We start from the raw sequence: 20,942 nt of genomic DNA, 5'->3' as shown, positions 1-20,942 counted from the left end.
GTGGCTCAGATCCGGATTGACAATCTGCGCAAGGATTTCGGGGACTTCACTGCCGTGAAATCGTCGAGCTTCACCATCGAGGATGGTGAGTTCTTCATGCTCCTTGGCCCCTCTGGCTGCGGCAAGACCACGACGCTGAGGATGATGGCGGGGCTGGAGCTGCCGACCAGCGGCGAGATCTACATAGACGGAGAAGAGGTCGGCGGCCGGCGCGCCAGCCAGCGTGATATCGCCTTCGTGTTCCAGATGTTCGCGCTCTATCCGCACATGAATGTGCGCCGCAACATTGGCTACCCGCTTCGCAGCCAGGGCGCCTCCCGCGCGGACACCAGGCGCAAGGTCGAGGAAATCGCGCGCCTCCTCGGCATCACCGATATCCTCGACAGCCCCGTCGGCGGGCTTTCCGGGGGCGACCGCCAGCGCGTCGCGCTTGGCCGCGCAATCGTGCGCGAACCGAAGGCGTTCTTCATGGACGAACCCCTCGGCGCGCTCGACGCCGAGTTCCGTGAGCACATGGCGGAGGAACTGCGCGCGCTCCATGACCGGATGGGCGCGACCACCATCTATGTCACCCACGACCAGCTCGAAGCAATGCAGATGGGCGACAAGATCGTGGTGATGAACCACGGCATGGTTGAGCAGTTCGGCGTCCCTCAGGACCTGTACGATTGGCCCGCAACACTCTTTGTCGCTGGCTTTCTGGGCTCGCCGCCGATGAACGTCCTGTTCTTCAACGGCACCGTCGCCGAAGGAGCGGAAACGCTGACACTGGGCGGCCAGGAAATCGCCGTACCGGTCACGCGCGAAGGCGCGAAAGGTAACGTCGCTTTAGGTATTCGGCCGGAGCATGTCCATCTCGACACGGAAGCCGGCTATCGCGCCAAGGTCATCGCGACGGAATACCTGGGCACCACGCAGATCGTCACATTGCGCACCGAGCACGGCGACATCAAGGCGCGGATCCCTTCGCACCAGAAGGTAACTGAGGGCGAAACCACCGGCCTAAGGTTCGACGCGCGGAAGATCACCCTGTTCAACGCGGACACGTCTCAGGCTCTCCGTTCCGCCGGCAATGAGGGGGTGCTGAGCCTTGGCTGAGATCACGCTCCACAACATCACCAAGCGCTTCGGCGCGACAACCGCGCTGGACGATGTGTCGATGACTGTACCTGACGGCGCCTTCGTCGTCCTGCTCGGTCCAACCGGCGCGGGAAAGACAACCACACTCCGCCTGATCTCCGGCCTCGACCTGCCTGACAGTGGCGAGATCGCAATCGGAGGTCGCTCGGTAACCAACCTGTCCCCAGCGCAGCGCAATGTGGCGATGGTCTTCCAGCAATACTCGCTCTACCCGCACATGACGGTGCGCGAGAACCTTGCTTTCCCGCTGAAATCGCCACTGCTGAATACCGAGCCCGCCGAGATCGAACGCCGCGTCGGCAAGATCGCCGAGATGCTGCAGATCTCCCACAAGCTCGACAACAAGGCGACGGCCCTATCCGGTGGCGAGATGCAGCGCGTATCGATCGGCCGCGCGCTGGTGCGCGATCCGCAGGTCTTCCTGATGGACGAACCTTTAAGTTCGCTCGACGCAAAGCTGCGCGCGGACCTCCGCGTCGAACTGAAGGCAATCCAGTCCGACGCCCGGGCGACGTTTCTCTATGTCACCCACGATCAGATCGAGGCCATGACCATGGCGACCCATGTCGGTGTGCTCGAGAACGGACGTCTCGTCCAGTTTGGCACCCCGCGCGAAGTCTACGAAAAACCGGTCAGCATTTACGCCGCCGGCCGGCTGGGCCTGCCCCGCATCAACATCCTGCCCGCCGACATCTTCGGCGCTGCGCCGCCGGGCACCAAATGGATCGGCCTGCGGCCCGAACAGATCCGTCAGGGCGAGGGCTTTGAAAGCCAGGTAATCCGGGTCGAGCACCTGGGCGACCAGACCCGTCTTCATCTGCATTTTCGCAACCACGACTTGGTGACGGTGACCGATGCGCATACCGAACTGCGCGCCGGTCAGACACTCAAGATCCGCCCCGACAACCCGTATTACTTCGACGCCACGGGCGCCCGCGCCTTCTGAAGGAGATAACGATGACCCTATTCATGAACAGCAAGGAAGACATCGTTAACGAGGCCGTCGACGGGCTGATCGCATGTTCCGGCGGCCGCCTCGCCCGGCTGGACGGATACCCGCATATCCGCGCCGTGGTGCGCACCGACTGGGACCGCTCCAAGGTCGCGCTGGTCTCCGGTGGCGGGTCGGGCCACGAGCCGTCCCATGCGGGTTTCCTCGGACCCGGCATGCTGACCGCCGCGATCTGCGGTGATGTCTTCGCGTCGCCATCGGTCGACGCCGTCCTCGCCGGCATCCTCGCCGTGACCGGACCCGCCGGCTGCCTGCTGATCGTCAAGAACTACACCGGCGACCGCCTGAACTTCGGGCTGGCCGCGGAACGCGCTCGCGCCTTTGGCCTGAACGTCAACATGGTCATCGTCGACGACGACGTCGCGCTTCCCGACCTGCCGCAGGCGCGCGGCGTTGCCGGAACGCTCTTCGTCCATAAGATCGCCGGCGCTACCGCCGAAAGCGGTGCCGATCTCGCCACCGTCACCGCTGCCGCCGAAAAGGTCATCCGGCGCATCAAGTCTATTGGCATGTCGCTCGATACCTGCATGGTTCCCGGCGTGCCGAAAGAAGACCGCATCCCCCCCGGCAAGGCCGAGTTGGGCCTCGGCATCCATGGCGAGGCCGGCGTCGAACAGGTCGACTACATCAACGCGCGCGCCGCTGTGGCGATGGTCGCCGACAAGCTGTCGCGGCACATGCCTGTTGGCACGCCGCATGTCGCGCTTCTGAACAACCTCGGCGGCGCGTCGGTGCTGGAAATGCAGGTCCTCGCTTTCGAACTCGCTAATTCCGCCATCGCCGACCGGTTGAAATTCGTCGTCGGTCCCGCCGCGATGATGACCTCGCTTGAAATGCGCGGTTTTTCTGTCTCTGTCTTCCCCGCCGACAACGTGGAACTTAAGGCGCTGCAGGCTGACACTCCCGTCGCGGCCTGGCCGGGCGTGAACACGCTAACGCCGGTCGAAATCCGTGACCTTCCGGACGGCCTGCGCCCGATCAAGCCGTTGCCCTCGGACCATCCCGCCACGCGCGAGTTCCTGGTCCGCTGCTGCGAAACCCTGATTAAGGCCGAGGCCGACCTGAATGCGCTCGATGCCCGCACCGGCGACGGCGACACCGGCACAACACTCGCGACCGCTGCGCGGGCTCTCGTCCATGCAATGGACGAATTGCCCCTCGCCGACCACACCCAGCTCTACCGCGCCATCGGCCAGGAACTCAGCCAGACGATGGGCGGATCTTCCGGCGTGCTCCTCGCGATTTTCTTCGCGGCGGCGGGCGATGCCGCCTCCAGCGGGATGCCTCTGCGCGAGGCTCTGAGAGCCGGACTCGACAGGATGCAGGAAGTCGGCGGCGCCCAACTAGGCGACCGCACCATGGTTGATGCGCTACACCCCGCGCTCCAACAACTGGCAGACGGCGAAGTCGATGCCGCCGCGTCCGCTGCCCGCGAGGGCGCGAACCGCACCGCCGAGATGCTGCGCGCCAAGGCCGGACGTGCGGCCTATGTCAATCCGAACCAGCTTCGCGGCTACGTTGACCCCGGCGCAGAGGCCGTTGCGCGACTCTTCGAGGAAGTCTCACGATCCACGGCGCTAGCGGCGAACCAAGGGTAACGCGCGCGCCGCTGCTACCCCCGTTGTTGCCCGAACGCTGAATGCAACCGGTCGCTCCATCAACACGGAGCCAACGGTCCTTGCGAAGCAGTCAAGTGTGCGATCACGTGAGATATCACGAACAGAGGATGCTTCGAACGGTTACGGGAAATTTTGCCAAAGCGTTACTGTATCTGGAAGGAAGTGCTGAGCGCAGGAATGCGTCTCTGACGCTCATCGGGGCCAACGCAACGGAATGTGAATTCTTATGAGAACTGCAGTCTGCGCATTTTGCGGGCTTGTCAGGATCGAAAGTGTCTTGGAAAGACGCGCGCGCGTTCGCGCCGAGATCCAGAAATAGGCAAAGAGCACCTCACTCTTTCCGTTGAACTCAGCTGTAGAGTCGCCAGCAGTGCATTGCAGGTGGCGGGCCCCAATCACCAGCTTTCGTACCACGTGCTGATACGGTCGAGATTGCAGCAGATGAAATTTTGGGTGAAGTTTTTAAGATGAACAATAAGGAAGACAATGGAGTCTGTACCCGCTTCTCCTTAGAATGTGGACGAAAGATGCGAGGTGCATTGGATAGACTTAAATAGAGCATTAGCCAGCAAAAGCGCAGATCGTGGTGCCAGTTTCAATATCCGCCGGATGGCAGTTTGTATGCGCATTTTTGGTTCTCCGGATGGCCGGCGATTTGCTCGGGGCGGCGAACAGACTAGGTTTCTTGGAGGCGAAAAAATCAGCTAAACCCGGGGCGCTTTGGTTGATTCACTCGCTGCGTCGTAGCAGTAATACCGAGCGCTGATGCCTAGTATGACGAACATGGTGGTATGAATGAACGTGCGCTCTCCACGACAACGGGATATCCACTCGCGGTACACCACATTGTTAGGTCGGGGGGACACTAAGGCGGCCAAGGACAATCGCGAGGAGGTCCTCGCACGACGGTTTAATACCCATCGGATCGGCTTCGCGCGCAAGAACCTCGAACACGGGTTCTCGGCGAATCTGACCAGGCTTTTTCCGAACCTGATTGCAGTTGATGAACCCGAGATTGACGGGGATGCGCCGGTGCTCATGTATGGCGCGATTATGGACGATCTGTCTAAGTCCCACGACAGCACGAAAAACCTGATTCGGCATCTGCGACCGGACGACACTGTCCTGTTCTTCGAGATGGGTTTTCTGGCATCCACGACAAGCTGGTCCGAAGCTCTGGGATCGCGAAACAGGGACCAGGCATGTCTGGGCTACATCTTTGATGATCGCGCCCAATATTACATGTCGGACTACGAAACACGGCTGGATGAAAGGCTGAATGGCGACTTTGTCCTGACCGAAACCGAGCGTGCGCGTGCGGTTCGGCTGATGGAACGGATCGTCCAGACGCGCATTTCGAAGTACAACTCCCAGCCGATTTTCCGGCCGGGCATTGAACCGGGATACAAGCGTCGAGTCCTGGTGGTCGACCAGAACTACTCGGATGCGTCGACTTTCTACGGCAGGGCTTCGCCTCGCGAGTTCAGTGCCATGCTAGACGCGGCGATTGATGAGAACCCCGACGCTCTGATCATTGTAAAGACCCACCCGGATCTGAACTGGGTCAAGTCCACTCAACGGCGTGGCTACTTCGATGACATGAGTTCGCAGGGGCGAATCCAGATCCTGCGCGAAGGTGTCAATCCGTTCGAACTGTTCGACATGGTCGACAAAGTCTATGTCGGAACGAGCGGCATGGGGTTCGAGGCTCTGATGGCCGGAAAGGAGGTCGTGTGCTTCGGCGCGCCGTGGTATGCCGGTTGGGGACTGACCGATGATCGGGTGACAGTGCCCCATCGTTCGCGCAAGCGCGACCTTTCGGAGCTGTTTCACTCCTTTTTCATTTGGTACACAATCTATCATCTGCCCGAGGGCGAGGTGCCAGCTGAGATTGAGGATGTCCTCGATTTCATCGAGGCGAACCGACCGGTTCGCAACATCCCTGCTGCCGCTTCGACCGATCCGACGGTCTCGATCATAATTCCGGTTCACGGCGTCGAGCGTTACGTCGCCGAATGCCTCGGGTCGATCCAGCGGCAGCATTTCCAGGACTTCGAGGTCATCCTGATCGACGATGTGAGCCCGGACCGCTCGGCCGAAATCATCGAAGGGTTCTGCGAACGCGACCCGCGCATCCGCCTGGTGCGACGGACAGAGAATGCTGGACCCGGCTTCGTCCGCAATCAGGGGATCGAACAGGCACGGGGGCGCTACGTGCTGTTCATTGACCCTGACGATTACATGCCCGACCCGGGGCACCTGGAACGGGTCGTTGCGATGGCCGAGGCGGATGGCGCCGATATGGTTCGTTACCGCAAGGTGCACGAACAGGTCGAAGACGAGTCCGGTGTAGTCCGCGAAATGCGCCCCGACCGTACCGAACAGTTCTTTCCCAAGGAAATCCGTGCAACCTCGGTGGCGGCCTATCCGGAGATTGCCCATTCCCGGCATTTCTGGAACTGGATTTATCGTCGCGACTTCCTGAACCGCCACAATATCCGCTTTCTGACGACCTACCGCGAGGAGCGGGCGTTTCTGCTGCAGGCCTACATGGCCGATCCGGTGATTTCGGTCTGCGATAGCGACGGCGTCGTTTACCGGATACGAACGGATTCCGCCGTGCGCCGCGCCCAGACCATGTCGGATGTCGAGGATCAGCTTGAGAACTTCGACCAGGTGATCCGACAGCTGGCGCAAAGCGGCGCGCTGGAGGTGAGATCGCCGCACCGTTGGCTGGCGCAGTTCCAGGTCTCGCAGTTCTTACATTTCCTCTACTTCGGATTTGCGTGGCAAACCGCAGAGGCGGAAGGTGCCAGCAAGGCCTTCGTTGAGCAACTGGGAGCGACACTGGACCGCGCAGGCTTGGGTCCGCAGGACCTGATCCCCGATCCGTTCCAGCTGTCCAATGAGCATCTTCGCGCCGGGGCCTACGGGCTCTTGTTGGCTGCCACCCGGTCGCAGCGTATCGATCTGGTGCGGATCGCCCTGAAACTTGCACCGATTGCAGCCGAGGATCTGTACCGGGAGTACCTGACCGAGCCAGGCAATGATAAACGACGTTCCCTGCAGCAGGCACTGAACTTCTACGCGCGAAAGGATCGTGTGACCTCACCGCCGGATACGAAGGAGGTCGGTGGCAAACCGGACGGCCGTATCCGGCTTATAATTCACCTGGGCGCAACGAAGACCGGTAGTACCGTGCTGCAGCACCTGCTGGAAGACAATCGCCCGGCTCTGCTGCGAAAAGGAATCTGGTATCCCGAAGTCGGTGTGTACTGGCAGCCGGACCGGCCGCACAAACAGGCGGGCCATGCCGGCTTCATCAACGAAGTTGCGGAAGGCGAGACGAAACTCCATCGACACGTGCTGCACGGGTTGTCCTTGATGAAGGGCAAGGTCCACACGGTCATCCTGTCGTCGGAAGCGTTCTTCCTCCGGTCAGAGTCGGTCGGGCTGGTCCGGCATTTCAAGGGGTTCGATACCGAGGCTGTTGTCTACCTGCGACGGCAGGATGAATGGGCCAATTCGCAGTATGCGGAACTTGCCGCCGGCGGCGCTATCAGTTCGACCAACCTCTGCTTCTCCGAATGGCTGGAAACCTCCGAGACGCAGGGCTGGCTGGATTACAACTCGTTGATACGAACCTGGGAGAATGCGCTTCCGCCCAAGTCGTTCCATGTTCGGCGCTATGATCGAGCGCGCGATCGCACATGGGACATCATCGAAGATTTTTCGGAAACGACTGGCCTGCCTGAACTTGCGGAGTTTCCCGCTCCGTCGAAGGATAGAGTAAATGAATCCCGCCTTTCGGCCGCTCATGTCTCGCTGGTCCGGCAGTACAATTCAAGACGCTACAAGAACAAAAACTCATACTTGGCATTTGTCGAGGAAGTCACCGTCCGGCTGAACAAGTGGCGGCAAAAAAACGGCTTGCCGATGCCAGCGCCCTGGTTTTTGTCTGAGCAGACGGCCGAAGAGATCATGGCCACGGCGGCGAAGGGTAATGATCGAATTGCCCGGCAGTATTTCGGCTGTTCCGGCGCCGACCTCTTTCCGCCGCTCGGCGACCCGCCGGATGATTGCCCGATCCATCTCGCGGAATTCGACATCGCCGACGATGCCTACCGAAATCATCGCAATCAGGGCGCGGAACGCCAGACATTCGCAGAGAAGTACGAAATCGTGAATTATGGGCTGTTCGGTTGGCGCCGCTGGATACTGACGCCATTCGTGAGACCGCACGTTTTGAAACACGGAACGCGCAAGGATGTTGATGCATTCGACCGCGATCCAGCAGGCTTCATGCAGGCCCTGCGAAATCCTGACTACAAACGTTGGAGCGACCGCCTCTATCCAAAACGGTCGGTCCTGGGGCCGGGGAACGTCTTTGCACTCTGGATAAGACCGCTAAGCTGGTTCGCGGTGCAGTTGGGCGGACAGAAATATGCCAATGGCCTGAAAAACAATCCGGTGCTGTTTTTCCGTTTGCTTCGCAATCCCCTGTACCGGGCTGCCGGCAGGATCTTCTTTCCCATCGGCGAGGTTGTTGAACGCAAAAGTAAGTAGGTGTGTCGAATCGACTAGGTCAGTTCAAGGTGCTTGACCATGGCCTGCTTCGGACCTGCTGCGAAAGGACCAGGTACGGTAGCGCACCGAGGATCTGCTTTCCGGGGATGGCCCAAACTCTAAGAAATCTTCAATAGCTGAAACGATGACCGCAAATTTTGGTCGCGTTGTGTGCCTCCGGGTAGACCGCTGGCCGGGACCAACCGATTCACCGACATGCTGTCGGACCAGGTGATCCTCCGTGGTGTCCCGGGCCACCTCAGATGCGACAGCGGCACAGGGTTTGTGGCCATGGTAATGCGAGAATGGGTTAAGGTTGCCGGTAGAAACTTCGCTCACACCGAGCCGGGCAACCCTTCAGAGAACTGTAACTGCAGGGGCTTCAACGCGACATTCAGCGCCTCAATCTTAATTTACACGATTTTCTATCTTCTCGCCGAGGCGACGGTCAGATTCGAGCTTTGGCGTCGGCGCTGCAAAACAAGATGTCCGTACTCATTACTGTATTTGCGGCAGGCAGCTTCAGAGGTCTTGCAGTGGCCCGTTACGTCATTTGTACCCAATACGCCCCCAAAAAAGTTGTCAGTGGACCGCATGCGTATCGCTTTCATCTCGGCTCTGGAAACTACAGACACGAATTCTGGCCAAACTGCTCGCAGCAGTTGGCGAAGAGTGCTTCCTGACTTTGTGCAGTTCTGGAATGCTCTGAAAACCACTGCCCGTGGAATGATCGCAAACCGAGAAACCGCTGCCCCATCCACCCCGTCCTCCGCGGAATCTGATCGAATTTTTCGCCCAGCACACCGCTGCCCGGTTGATCGCCGCCCGCGATTGTACTTTGCTGTTTGTGCGGGTGCAGCATTCGCTGGTCCGTCCCGGTCCAACTCCCCGCTTCCCGACAGGAGACCTTTTGTATGACCGACAATGAATGGTGGCGCGGCTCGGTAACCTATCAGATCTATCCGCGCTCTTTCATGGACGGAAACGGCGATGGGGTCGGCGACATTCCCGGTATCATCGAGCGGCTCGACCACGTGGCGAGCCTCGGGGTTGACGCGATCTGGCTCAGCCCGATCTTCACCTCGCCTATGAAGGACATGGGCTATGACGTCGAGGACTACCGCGGAATCGACCCGGTCTTCGGCACTCTCGCCGATTTCGATGCGATGGTGGAAAAGGCGCATGACCTCGGCCTGAAGGTCATCATCGATCAGGTTCTGTCACATGCCTCAGACAAGCACCCGTTCTTCGAAGAATCGCGACAGTCGCGCAGCAACCCCAAGGCCGACTGGTTTGTCTGGGCCGATCCCAAACCAGACGGCTCTGTCCCCAACAACTGGCAGGCGATCTTCGGCGGCGTCGCCTGGGAATGGGACTCGCGCCGGCGCCAGTACTATTTCCACAACTTCCTGAAAGAGCAGCCGGATTTCAACTTTCACAATCCTGATGTGCAGGACTGGCACCTCGACAACATGCGCTTCTGGCTGGAGCGTGGGGTCGACGGCTTCCGCCTCGACACGGTGAACTACTATTTTCACGACGCCCGCCTGCCCGACGACGCCGCCGATCCGGTCAAGAAGGACGAACCGGCGCGCCGGCCCTATGACATGCAGTATCACCTGTTTTCAAAGAACCAGCCGGAGAACCTGGAATTCCTCGCCCGAATGCGCGCGCTGCTTGACGAATTCGACGCCCGCACAATGGTCGGCGAAGTCGGCGACGGCCACCACTCGATCGACCTGATGGGCGAGTATACCAGCGGCAAGCGCCTGCACATGGCTTATTCCTTCGAGTTCCTCGGCCCGAAATTCACGCCGGAATTCTTCCGCTCCCGTATCACTGATTTCTGGGAAGGCGCGCCGGAAGGCTGGCCCTGCTGGGCCTTCTCCAACCACGACGTACCGCGCCACGTCACGAGGTGGAAGAAACACGGCAAGGACAGCGCCAGCATCGCAAAGCTGGCGGCGGGCCTGCTACTCAGCTTCGAGGGCTCGGTCTGCATCTATCAGGGCGAGGAGCTGGGCCAGCTCGAATCCGAGCTGGAGTATAGCGAACTGACCGATCCCGAAGGCCTGACCTTCTGGCCGGAACTTAAGGGCCGAGACGGCTGCCGTACCCCGATGGTGTGGGAGAAATCGGCCTCCAACGCCGGCTTCTCCAAAGCCAACAAGACCTGGCTACCGGTGAAGCAGCCACAGCAGGCCCGCGCGGTGGACACACAAGGCGGCGACGACAGCGTGCTGGCCTTTTACCGTGGGATGCTGGCCCTGCGCCGCGAGACGCCGGAATTGCGCAGCGGCAGGATGGCCTTCCTAGACAGCACCGATCCGGTGCTCGCCTACACCCGGGGCGGCAATATCTGCTGCGTGTTCAACATGTCGAAGGAAGCAGTGGATTACGACCTGCCCGGCCCTTCTGAACTGCTACTGGCCGAGAATGCGAAGGTCAAAGGCAAGACCGTATCCCTCGGCCCGAACGGGTTGTGTTTCGCGCGGGTCTCTTAAGGCAGGTAAGCAGCGGGCATCGGAGAGTCCGCGCCGTGTCGCCGCGCGGCAATTTCCTGTACACTCAAGACGATTCCCTCCCGTCGCGCATAGTACTGGAGTCGGCCATGCATTTTCTGAAGAGATTTGTTCTGACGCTGAGCCTTGCCATCGCCGCCCCCGGCTTAGCAAAGGCACAATTCACCGGTCCCACGGCCACCGGCGCGCAGATGACTGTTCAGGCGGCGCAGTCCGCCCGCATCAGCTCTTATGTCACGCTCGAAGGCAACATCGTCTCGCACCTGCGCAGCGACTATTACCTGTTTCGCGACGCCAGCGGAGAAATACAGGTCGAGATCCCGCAGCGTACCTTCGGCGGGCAGGAAGTGTCGCCAGACACTCCCATCCGGATCGTCGGTGAAGTCGACCGCCGCATCGGCGGCCAGCGCTACATCTGGGTCAAATCCCTGCAGGTTTTATAGCGGGCTCGTTCAGTTCAGCTTTGGCGCCACCTGCAAAAGTGGCAGCACGTCGGCCATCTCCGGCCCCCGCGCCCGGCCGGTTACCGCCAGCCGCAGCGGCATGAACAGCTGCTTGCCTTTGCGCCCGGTTTTCTCCTTTACCGCTGCCGTCCATTCGCCCCAGGTCTCGGGCCCATAGGGCAGCGGCGGCAGCATCGCGAACGCTTCTGCGACAAACTCCCGGTCGCCCTCGTCCAGTTCCACCGACTGCGGCCCCTTGCGGAACAGTTCCCACCAGCCGGCCATATCCGACTTCACGGTGATGTTCTCACGGACCACGGCCCAGAACTGGGGCGCGATCTCGTCCGGCACACCCAGCCCGCGCACATCCTCGGCGACTGCCTCGTAAGGCAAAGCACTCAGATAGCGCGCCGTCAGCGGGAACAGGTCATTCTCGTCGAACTTCGTCGGGGCCGCGCCGAAGCGTGAGATGTCGAAGCCCTCGACCAGTTCACCGATGGACGAGCGCAACTCCACCGGGTCCGCCGACCCCAGCCGGGCCATCAGCGACAGCAATGCCATCGGTTCGACGCCCTGCGCGCGCAGATCGCGCAGCGACAGGGTGCCCAGCCGCTTCGAGAGTGCCTCGCCCTGCGGACCGGTCAGCAGCGAATGATGCGCGAATTCCGGGGGCGTCCCACCCAGAGCCTCGATGATCTGTATCTGTGTCGCGGTATTAGTCACGTGATCCGATCCGCGCACGATGTTGGTGACGCCCATGTCCATGTCGTCCACCACGGAGGCGAAAGTGTACAGCACCTGCCCGTCGCCACGGATCAGCACCGGGTCCGACACAGAGGCCGCGTCAATGGAGAGTTCTCCCAGAATAGCGTCGGTCCACTCGATCCGTTCCAGATCCAGCAGGAACCGCCAGTGCCCCGACCGCTCCGCGCGGAGCTTGGCCTTTTCCTCGTCCGACAGGGCCAGTGCTGCCCGGTCATAGACGGGCGGCTTGCCCATGTTGAGCTGCTTTTTCCGCTTCAGGTCCAATTCGGTTGGCGTCTCGAACGCCTCGTAAAGGCGCCCGTCGCCGCGCAGCTTGTCCGCCGCCTCGGAATATCGATCCAGCCGGTCGGATTGCTTCTCGATCCGGTCCCAGTTCAGACCCAACCATTCCATGTCTTCCAGGATCGCATCCGCATACTCCTGCTTCGACCGCTCCGGATCGGTGTCGTCGAGGCGCAGGATAAAGGTGCCGCCTGCCTTCCGCGCGATCAGGAAGTTGAACAGCGCGGCCCGCAGGTTGCCGACATGCAAATAACCGGTGGGCGAAGGGGCGAAACGGGTCGTGGTCATGACATGGGTCTCCTTCCGCGCTGCTCTGTCACAAGGGTCTGCGCTTGTCCACCGGCACCGTGCGGGCGCGGTTGACCCACCGGTGATCGCTGAGCCGCTTTCCTGCGGATGGAAAGCCTTCGCCTGCGGTAACGTTTCACAAACAGCGCCATGAAACAGCTTTTCGCCCCCGCTGCCGTGATGGCCTTACTCGCCACGGCGCCGATCGCCTGACCGGTCAGGCCCGGTGGATCTGATACCGCCTGCCCAGATCCGCCAGCCCCGCCTTGATCAGCTCCTTCAGCACATCCTCGTTGATGTCGACGAGCTTGTTCACATAAAGGCAGGATTTGCCGATCTTGTGCTTTCCCAGCCGCCCGAGGATCTCCCCGAAATCGGCATACCCCGGCATGATGTAGATAGAATGCGCCGCCTTGCGCGGCGAAAAGCCGGTCGCCAGGAACTCCCCGGAATGCCCGCTGTCGTAGGTATAAGCGTAGCGCCCGTAGCCCACCATCGTCGGCCCCCACATGACCGGTTCGAACCCGGTCACCTCGCGGAAGATCGCGTCCAGCCGGTGCGCGTCTTCGCGCTTGCGCGCCGGCTCCACCGCGTCGAGGAACGCGGCGACATCGGCGCCGGTCGGTTTCGTCTTGTTCTCTGCCATGGCCACCTCCCGTCGCTATCCTACCCGATTGCCACATATCGGTCTTCCCCTGCACCGCGCGCCGAGGCATACCGCCGCCATGACGCAGGATCCCTCCGACTGGACGGCCCCCGATCTCGAGGCCATCGAGACGCTCGCCCGCGCCGCGCTCGAGGCGCTGCCAGCACCCTTCGACAAGGCCGCGCGCGAGGTGGTGCTTCAGGTAGAGGATTTCGCCTCCGATGAGTTACTGGCGGATCTGGATCTTGACGACCCGTTCGAGCTGACCGGCCTTTACGACGGCATCCCGATGACCGAGAAATCCACCTTCGACCAGCCGCTTCAGCCGGACACCGTCTGGCTGTTCCGCCGTCCGATCCTCGACGAATGGGCGACCCGCGGCGACCAGCCGCTTGGCGCGCTGGTGGCGCATGTGGTGGTGCACGAGATGGCCCACCATTTCGGTTGGTCCGACGATGATATCGCCAGCATTGATCGCTGGTGGGAATGACGGGCCGCTGACGCTGGAAACCCTTGCGATTGCAAGCTAGGCAAGGGGAAAGCCAGGACAGGGACACCGCATGCGCACCGACATCGTGACCATCACCTTGAACCCGACGGTGGATTTCGCCACCTCCGCGCCGTCGGTCTATCCCGAGCACAAGCTGCGCTGCACCGAGCCGCATATCGATCCCGGCGGGGGCGGCATCAACGTGGCGCGGGCGGTGCGCAATCTCGGCGGCCAGGCGACTGCTTTGATCGCCATCGGCGGCGGCGCCGGCGCGCAGCTGCTGCAGCTCCTGGCGCTGGAAGGGGTGCCCACCGTCGCGTTCCAGGGCCCGGGCGAGTCCCGCCTCAGCTTCTCGGTCACCGACCAGGAGGAAAACGTCCAGTACCGGTTCGTCATGCCCGGCCCGATCTGGACCGAGGCGGACGTGCAGCGCGGGCTCAATTCCATCGACCAGTCGGCGGGCGAGGGGACGATGGTGGTGCTCTCCGGCAGTCAGCCGCCGGGCGTCGCCAAGGAATTCCCTTCGATCCTGTCGCAGCACGTGGCCGGGCGGGGCGCGCGGCTGATCGTCGATACCTCCGGCCCGGCGCTGTTCAACCTCGTCCAGCAGAGGAACGATGCCGTCCATGTCCTGCGGATGGACGATGCGGAGGCGGAGGAGCTGGCGGGCCGGGCGCTGACCAAGCGGGCCGATACGGCGGCCTTCGCGAAGGACCTGATCGACCGGGGCGTGGCGGCGAACGTGATCGTGGCGCGGGGGGCGGACGGGTCGGTCCTGTGCACCGCCGAGGGGGCGTGGCACGCGGCGCCGGGATCGCCGGTGGAGGTGGTCTCGAAGGTGGGGGCCGGGGACAGTTTCGTTGGGGCCTTCACCCTGGCTCTGGCACGGGAGGAAACGCTGCCGGAGTGCCTGAAATTCGGGGTCGCGGCGGCGGCGGCGGCGTGCATGACGCTGGGCACCCGGCTTTGTGAAATGCCGACGGTGGAGCGGATCCTGGAGGGGTGCCTGCTGGAGGAAATCTGAGGCGTCCCCATGGGGACGGGGGGTCAAGTCATTGATTTCAGGCATGTTAGCGCAAACGTCTGTGTGGGGACGGTGCGGCTTTAACGGCTTTGGGGGGGGCGGGCCTTGTCTGACTGGCTCGCGAATGTACCCGGCCTCAGGGCATGAAGCACGTCGGGCAATGCCGGCCCGACGGGGTGCGTTTGTGTGGCACGGCTGCGGCCCGAAAGCCCCGCTGCCCCGCCTAGTCCCTTCATCGCCAGCAGCGCCGCCCCGAACCGGGCAGAACATGCGCGCAGAGATCGCAACGGGCTCGCGCAGTGCCCTCGGAGCCTGGCGGGCGGTGCGTGCAGGCACGCCCCCCTAGGCCGCTACTTTACCGGCGCCGGTATCTCCTGCCCGGCCGTGCGGTTGAACGCATCCATCCCGACATGCAGCGTCCGGGCGCTTACAATCATCACCATCACACCCACGATGCAGGAACGCAGCCCTGCGAGTGCGAGGAGCGGATCGGTGAACAGCAGGGCCCAGATCGTCGGAAGCGCCTCTATGCAAGCCGCATCACCGGCACAATGAATCTCGCGCGAGACCTGGATCGCCCAGCCCTGGGCGATGGCGGAGGTTGCGAACATCGACACACCGACCAGAATGGTCACACCGTAACGCCAGCTTGACCCCGCCCCTGCGCGCCAGCCGTCGAACAGGGCGATCAGCCCGATCACCAGGATCGACGCAAGGAACCCGCGCGGCCCCTCGACCAGCAGCGCAAAGAAAGCCGCCTGCCAGAACTTTGCGACTACGGCAGCCAATCCATGTTCGATCGCCATCGCATACAGGTTGAACGCGACCAGCCCGATCGCGGCAAAGGCCGCGCAGGCCAGCCCGATCCACATCACCGGAACCATCCAGTTCGTCCAGTCTTCCCGGTAGAGGCTGGGCCACGTGTTCGACTTGACCCTCTGGTCGTGCAGAAGCAGCGCGAAGAGGATCGAGGGCACGTAGATCAGCAGCGCCGACAGCGCCGTCTGAACCGCGTTGGTGACGGTCCGCAGCATCCCCGAACCCGCCGACGGATCGAAGGCCGAATAGGCGATGCTCACGACAAAGGCGCTGACCACGGCCGTTATGGTCGCCCGGACCCAGACACTGTTGGTGATCCGGTGATCGGCCTCGCTGAACTCGATGTTGTGGAAGAACGCCGCCTGCACGGTCAGGGCTTCTTCTGCTTCGGTCTCCAGGTCGGTACGCACGCCCAGCACGCCATGCTCGACATAGAGCATCAGCAGCGCGCAGAGGTCCGAGGCAAGCTCGTCCGCATCCTTGGCATAGCGTTCCCACTCGGTCCGGTCGCGGGAGGGCGTTGCCGGGTCGTTCTCGTCCTGGGGCATGAAGGCGGACAGGCTGTCGAGGCTGTGTACCAGCCGCTCGATGGAATCCCCCAGCGATACCTCGTTCCTTGAAATCCGCGCCGGAGGCGGCGACTTGTGCGAGAACAGGTTCTGCCGGATGACCCAGGCGCGGAACGCGAAGATCTTGGTGATATCGCGGTCGAAATCGTCGGGGTCGTCCAGGATGCCATGCGCGCAGTCGGAGTAGTGGCGCATCCGTTCCCAGTCCCGATCCGAAATCAGGCAGCCCTGCTGCGCCTCGCCGAAGTCCAGCTTGCGGGCGTTCAGGATCTGCGCCCCGGCGATCAGCCGTGCCGGAATGCCGGAGACACGGTGCGACGCGACGCGCAGCAGTTCCTCGAATTTCTGAAGCGGGCGCACGGCGGGCGCCAGGCCGACCATCGCGAAGCTGACCGCGATGGGCGCCAGCATCACCTCGTTGACCAGGTTGGACTGGAATCCGAAGGCCTGCCCGATGGGCCCGATCATGAAGAAACTGCAGGCCACGTAGATCAGCAGCAGCATCGCCGTGTAAAAGGCCCGCGCCGACAGCGCGATGCGCCGGTTCCGCAGGTCCGACGGCTGCAGGAATTCCGCGATCCGTTTCAGTTCCTTGGATGGCTGGTAGGAAGGCCGTTCAAACTGATCCCGGGAAAATACCCAGATCGTGAAACCACCAAAAAACAACGCAATATAAAAATCACTCGCCATGAACTCATCCCCCATGAGTCCCTCCAGAAGTGCTACCGATCAACGTGGTTTACCCGCACTCGTCAAACACCGGGTTGCAGGGAACATGCTGCGCATCGGCAGCGAACTGACCCAGCCCCAGGAAAAGCAGCGAGAGCATCAGAATGGCAAAATAACGCATCGCGCGATCCTTCATGGAAAGCATTACAATTAAACAATTCGAAGATGATAACATACTTACCGGGAAATTCATAGCTCTAGCTCAACCTATGCGAACATGAGGGTATGCCGATCGGATAGGTCAGACGGGATGCCGGGCGGCGGCGGACCGACGAGGCGCGATGAAGTGGCGCGTTTTGGTACCAGAAAGCCCCCCCGACACCGTGCCTCTTGCGCCGTCATCTCCGGAAGTTTTGCCCAGGTGGGGGCGGGCCGGCGCTGCCCGGCGTGCCGCCGGGCGGGGCGCTTGGGGACGGCATACGCCGAACGGACGCATTAGGGTTCGCAGAGAGTTGGCGCCGCGTAGGCGCCACGCCTGACAGCAACCGTCAGCTGGGATCCCGCCAGCGGTTCACGATCGGGTAGCGCCGGTCCAGCCAGAAGGCCCGCTTGCTCAGACGCGCGCCGGGCGCGGACTGGAAGCGTTTGTATTCCGAGATGTAGATCAGGTTCTCGACCTTCTTGACCACCGCGTGGTCGTAGCCCATCGCCACCACCTCGGCGACGGAGGCTTCGTGGTCGATCAGCTGTTCGAGGATCACGTCCAGATCCTCGTAGGGCGGCAGCGAGTCCTCGTCCTTCTGGTCTGCGCGCAGTTCGGCAGAGGGCGGCTTGTCGATGACGCGGGGCGGAATGACCTCTTTTGCCGGGCCCATCATCCAGTCGCGGTGATTGGCGTTGCGCCAGCGGCAGGTCTCGAAGACCCGGGTTTTGTAGAGATCCTTCAGCGGATTGTACCCGCCGGCCATGTCGCCGTAGATCGTGGCGTAGCCCACCGCCACCTCGGACTTGTTGCCGGTGGTCAGGAGCATCTCGCCGAACTTGTTCGACAGCGCCATCAGCATCAGGCCCCGGAGGCGCGACTGGATGTTTTCTTCCGTCACGTCCGGTTTCAGCCCTTCGAAGAGCGGCGCGAGCGCCTCGGTCACCGCCGCGCGCGGCCCGGAGATCGGAACGTAGTCGTAGCGGCAGCCCAGAGCCTTTGCCACGGCTTCCGCATCCTCGAGCGAATGGTCGGAGGTGTACTCGGAAGGCAGCATCACGCAGCGCACGTTTTCCGGCCCGAGGGCGTCGGCGGCGATCACGGCGACGAGCGCGGAGTCGACGCCGCCCGACAGGCCCAGCAGCGCCTTCGAGAAGCCGGTCTTGCGGAAATAGTCGCGCACCGCCTCGACCATGGCGCGATAGTCCTGTTCCCAGACGTCGGGCTGCGGCGTCTCGCCCCCTGACAGGATGCGCCAGCCTTCGGGGGTGCGCTCCAGCTCGATGGTGCGGATCTCTTCGTCGAAGGCGGGCATGATGAAGGCAAGCTCGCCATGCGGGTTCAGGCCGAAGGTGGCGCCGTCGAAGATCTGGTCGTCCTGCCCGCCCACCATGTTCAGGTAGATCAGCGGCAGACCGGTTTCGACCACGCGCGAAACCATGTGGTTCAGGCGCGTTTCCAGCTTGCCGCGGTAATAGGGCGAGCCGTTCGGGACCAGCAGGAATTCGGCCCCGGTTTCGGCCAGGGTTTCGGCCACGTCCTCGTACCAGGCATCCTCGCAGATCGGGGTGCCGACACGGGTGTTGCCCACGGAATAGGGGCCGCCGAGGGGACCGGAATCGTAGATCCGCACCTCGTCGAACACGGTTTCGTTGGGCAGGTGGTGCTTCAGGACACGGCTGACGATGTTGCCGCCGGTGAGGACGTAATAGGCGTTGAAAAGCTCGCCATCCTCGTGATGCGGCCCGCCGATGCCGAGCGTCGGACCGTCGGCGCAGAGCGCGGCCAGCGAGTGGATCGCGTCGACTGCGTGGCGGCGGAAGGCGGGCTTCGCGACCAGATCCTGGGTGTTGTAACCGGTCACGAACATCTCGGGCAGCGCGACCATGTCTGCGCCCGCGGCCTTGCCGGCCTCCCACGCGGCGAATGCCGCGTCGGCATTGGCCTCGATCGCGCCGACCGTGGGGTTCAGTTGTGCCAGGGTCAGGCGAAACCTGTCGGCCATGTCTCTCTCCGTAACGTGACTTGCGTCTTAGCAGACTGCACGGCCATGGAAAGCCGAATGGGGCAAAAACCGTTGCCCGTCCCGGACCTTGGCTTTAGGTTTCCGCAAAAGCGATACAGGATTAACAGGGTCCGACCAGAGAGGGGGCGACGTGCAGACATCCCGGAGAATTGCGGCTTTGTCGGGCGTGGTTCTCGCCTGCCTTTCGGGCGCGGCACACGCGCAGGAAGACGGCGAGGTCCAGGTCAAGCAGTACGAGGATGGCGGCGTTTACGAGGGCACGTTCAAGGACGGCAAGCAGGACGGCACCGGCACCTACCGCCTGCCGAACGGCTACGAATACACCGGCGCCTGGGTCGAGGGCGAGATCCGCGGCCAGGGTGTCGCGCGCTTCCCCAACGGTTCGGTCTACGAAGGCAATTTCGAACAGGGCAAGCCCTCGGGCTTCGGCAAGATCACCTTCGCCGATGGCGGCACGTATGAGGGCGACTGGGTCGACGGCAAGATCAATGGCGAGGGCACCGCGGTCTACGCCAATGGCGTGAACTATACCGGCGGTTTCCAGGATGCGATGCATCACGGCCAGGGCAGGATGGAAAGCCCGAACGGCTATATCTACGAAGGTGCCTGGGTCAACGGCGTGAAGGAAGGGGAAGGCAAGATCACATATCCCGACGGCGCCGTCTATGAAGGCACGCTGGTGAACGGCCAGCGCTCGGGCACGGGCACGCTGACGATGCCGTCGGGGCTGGTCTATAACGGCGAATGGGCCGAGGGCCAGATCAACGGCACCGGCACCCTGACCCAGCCCAATGGCGACGTCTACGAGGGCGCATTCGTCAACGGCGAACGTCAGGGCCAGGGCAAGGTCACTTATGCGAATGGCGACGTCTACGAGGGTGCGTTCGAGAATGACCGCCGCCACGGCCAGGGATCTTTCTACGGCACGGACGGTTACGCCTATCTGGGCGAATGGGTCGCGGGCCGGATCGAGGGCGAGGGACAGGTCACCTATCCCGACGGGTCTATCTATGTCGGCGAGTTCCGCGACGATCTGGCCGAGGGTCAGGGCCGCATCATCTATCCCGACGGATCGTCTTATGAAGGCGAGTGGCGCGGCGGCGTGATCGACGGCCAGGGCAAGGCGGAATACGCCAACGGCCTGGTCTACGAGGGCGAGTTCAAGGATGCCAAGAACCACGGCCAGGGAACGATGACCTATGCCGACGGCTATACCTATACCGGCCAGTGGCAGGACGGCCAGCGCCACGGCGAGGGCACCGCGACCTATGCCGACGGCACCGTTTACGAAGGCGGGTTCGTCGAGGGCCAGCGCGACGGCACCGGCAAGATCGTGATCCCCGACAACCCCGAGACCGAGGAAGACGAGAGCTTTACTTACGAAGGCGAATGGGCGGACGGCGAGATCAACGGCGAGGGTATCGCCACTTATTTCAATGGCGACATCTACGAAGGCATGTTCGAGAATGGCCGCCGCCAGGGCGAGGGCACGATCCGCTACGCCTCGGGCCAGGTCGCCTCTGGCATGTGGTCCGAGGGGGTGCTGGACGAGACCACCGCCGAGATTTCCGGTGAAGGTGAGAGCACCTCGACCGAGTAGGCATTTCCCGCCCGGTCATCTACCACATTCCGGTCTGCCAGTTCTCGCAGCGCCGCGTGTCGAGCTTCACCTTCGACCCCGACTGGCCCGCACGCCCGATGCCGCCGCGGTACAAGTACGTCCGGATCGCGGGGGATGCGGAACTGGGGCGGGTTTAGGGATCACCGCTGTTTGAAAAAAATGAACAAGAGCATTTGAGCGGTCAGCAAACAGGTTAGCTTCGCCGTGCTCTCAACAAGATTAGAACTTGTGGCGGTCAT

Annotated in this window: 13 protein-coding genes; 9 read left to right on the top strand and 4 right to left on the bottom strand. The window is 62.3% G+C overall.

Annotated features, from left to right (window positions below; genetic code table 11):
- The 6 genes from HCO70_RS01540 to HCO70_RS01515 all read left to right on the top strand — a co-directional run bounded on the left by HCO70_RS01540 (position 1) and on the right by HCO70_RS01515 (position 11,302).
- A complete protein-coding gene (locus HCO70_RS01540) occupies positions 1 to 1,098 on the top strand; it encodes an ABC transporter ATP-binding protein (RefSeq protein ID WP_172292425.1) in 1,098 nt (365 codons plus the stop codon).
- On the top strand, positions 1,091 to 2,086 hold the full coding sequence (locus HCO70_RS01535; protein ID WP_172292423.1) for an ABC transporter ATP-binding protein: 996 nt from the start codon (positions 1,091 to 1,093) through the stop codon (positions 2,084 to 2,086). The genes HCO70_RS01540 and HCO70_RS01535 overlap by 8 nt, the downstream gene beginning before the upstream one ends.
- Before the next feature lie 11 nt (positions 2,087 to 2,097).
- Complete coding sequence (locus tag HCO70_RS01530; protein WP_172292421.1) at positions 2,098 to 3,750, top strand: dihydroxyacetone kinase subunit DhaK; 1,653 nt, start codon at positions 2,098 to 2,100, stop codon at positions 3,748 to 3,750.
- Positions 3,751 to 4,566: 816 nt separating this feature from the next.
- Positions 4,567 to 8,337, top strand: a complete 3,771-nt coding sequence (locus tag HCO70_RS01525) for a glycosyltransferase (RefSeq protein ID WP_172292419.1) — start codon at positions 4,567 to 4,569, stop codon at positions 8,335 to 8,337.
- A gap of 914 nt (positions 8,338 to 9,251) precedes the next feature.
- Positions 9,252 to 10,841, top strand: a complete 1,590-nt coding sequence (locus HCO70_RS01520; RefSeq protein ID WP_172292417.1) for an alpha-amylase family glycosyl hydrolase — start codon at positions 9,252 to 9,254, stop codon at positions 10,839 to 10,841.
- Positions 10,842 to 10,948: 107 nt separating this feature from the next.
- A complete protein-coding gene (locus HCO70_RS01515; RefSeq protein ID WP_216665223.1) occupies positions 10,949 to 11,302 on the top strand; it encodes a NirD/YgiW/YdeI family stress tolerance protein in 354 nt (117 codons plus the stop codon).
- Positions 11,303 to 11,311: 9 nt separating this feature from the next.
- On the opposite strand, the gene gltX is transcribed toward HCO70_RS01515, so the two are convergent.
- On the bottom strand, positions 11,312 to 12,637 hold the full coding sequence (gene gltX / locus HCO70_RS01510; protein WP_172292415.1) for a glutamate--tRNA ligase: 1,326 nt from the start codon (positions 12,635 to 12,637) through the stop codon (positions 11,312 to 11,314).
- A gap of 217 nt (positions 12,638 to 12,854) precedes the next feature.
- Positions 12,855 to 13,283 carry a DUF1801 domain-containing protein gene (locus tag HCO70_RS01505; protein ID WP_172292413.1) on the bottom strand — a complete coding sequence of 143 codons (429 nt, stop codon included), beginning with the start codon at positions 13,281 to 13,283 and terminating at the stop codon, positions 12,855 to 12,857.
- Between the two features lie 79 nt (positions 13,284 to 13,362).
- Between HCO70_RS01505 and HCO70_RS01500 the strand changes: the two genes are divergently transcribed.
- Positions 13,363 to 13,773 carry a metallopeptidase family protein gene (locus HCO70_RS01500; protein WP_172292411.1) on the top strand — a complete coding sequence of 137 codons (411 nt, stop codon included), beginning with the start codon at positions 13,363 to 13,365 and terminating at the stop codon, positions 13,771 to 13,773.
- 70 nt (positions 13,774 to 13,843) lie between these two features.
- Positions 13,844 to 14,797 carry a 1-phosphofructokinase family hexose kinase gene (locus HCO70_RS01495; RefSeq protein ID WP_172292409.1) on the top strand — a complete coding sequence of 318 codons (954 nt, stop codon included), beginning with the start codon at positions 13,844 to 13,846 and terminating at the stop codon, positions 14,795 to 14,797.
- A 350-nt stretch (positions 14,798 to 15,147) separates the two neighbouring features.
- Here the strand turns inward: HCO70_RS01495 and HCO70_RS01490 are convergent, their stop codons facing one another.
- Both HCO70_RS01490 and HCO70_RS01485 read right to left on the bottom strand, forming a co-directional pair.
- Positions 15,148 to 16,875 (bottom strand): hypothetical protein, encoded by a 1,728-nt coding sequence (locus HCO70_RS01490; protein ID WP_172292407.1) that lies wholly within the window; start codon positions 16,873 to 16,875, stop codon positions 15,148 to 15,150.
- Positions 16,876 to 17,402: 527 nt separating this feature from the next.
- Positions 17,403 to 19,061 carry an NAD+ synthase gene (locus HCO70_RS01485; protein ID WP_172292405.1) on the bottom strand — a complete coding sequence of 553 codons (1,659 nt, stop codon included), beginning with the start codon at positions 19,059 to 19,061 and terminating at the stop codon, positions 17,403 to 17,405.
- Positions 19,062 to 19,212: 151 nt separating this feature from the next.
- Between HCO70_RS01485 and HCO70_RS01480 the strand changes: the two genes are divergently transcribed.
- Positions 19,213 to 20,682 (top strand): 2-isopropylmalate synthase, encoded by a 1,470-nt coding sequence (locus HCO70_RS01480; protein ID WP_172292403.1) that lies wholly within the window; start codon positions 19,213 to 19,215, stop codon positions 20,680 to 20,682.
- Positions 20,683 to 20,942: the final 260 nt, after the last annotated feature.

Origin of the sequence: Pseudoruegeria sp. HB172150, assembly GCF_013184805.1 — a bacterium.
GTDB lineage: Bacteria > Pseudomonadota > Alphaproteobacteria > Rhodobacterales > Rhodobacteraceae > Psychromarinibacter.
Note: the sequence above shows the minus strand (reverse complement) of the source record. Positions and strands in the feature narration are given on the sequence as shown.

Excerpts from the sequence above, each read along its gene's own strand:
- HCO70_RS01530 (WP_172292421.1), top strand. The coding sequence starts at position 2,098 with ATGACCCTATTCATGAACAGCAAGGAAGACATCGTTAACGAGGCCGTC.
- HCO70_RS01525 (WP_172292419.1), top strand. The coding sequence starts at position 4,567 with ATGAACGTGCGCTCTCCACGACAACGGGATATCCACTCGCGGTACACC.
- HCO70_RS01520 (WP_172292417.1), top strand. The coding sequence starts at position 9,252 with ATGACCGACAATGAATGGTGGCGCGGCTCGGTAACCTATCAGATCTAT.
- HCO70_RS01515 (WP_216665223.1), top strand. The coding sequence starts at position 10,949 with ATGCATTTTCTGAAGAGATTTGTTCTGACGCTGAGCCTTGCCATCGCC.
- gltX (WP_172292415.1), bottom strand. The coding sequence starts at position 12,637 with ATGACCACGACCCGTTTCGCCCCTTCGCCCACCGGTTATTTGCATGTC.
- HCO70_RS01505 (WP_172292413.1), bottom strand. The coding sequence starts at position 13,283 with ATGGCAGAGAACAAGACGAAACCGACCGGCGCCGATGTCGCCGCGTTC.
- HCO70_RS01500 (WP_172292411.1), top strand. The coding sequence starts at position 13,363 with ATGACGCAGGATCCCTCCGACTGGACGGCCCCCGATCTCGAGGCCATC.
- HCO70_RS01495 (WP_172292409.1), top strand. The coding sequence starts at position 13,844 with ATGCGCACCGACATCGTGACCATCACCTTGAACCCGACGGTGGATTTC.
- HCO70_RS01490 (WP_172292407.1), bottom strand. The coding sequence starts at position 16,875 with ATGGCGAGTGATTTTTATATTGCGTTGTTTTTTGGTGGTTTCACGATC.
- HCO70_RS01485 (WP_172292405.1), bottom strand. The coding sequence starts at position 19,061 with ATGGCCGACAGGTTTCGCCTGACCCTGGCACAACTGAACCCCACGGTC.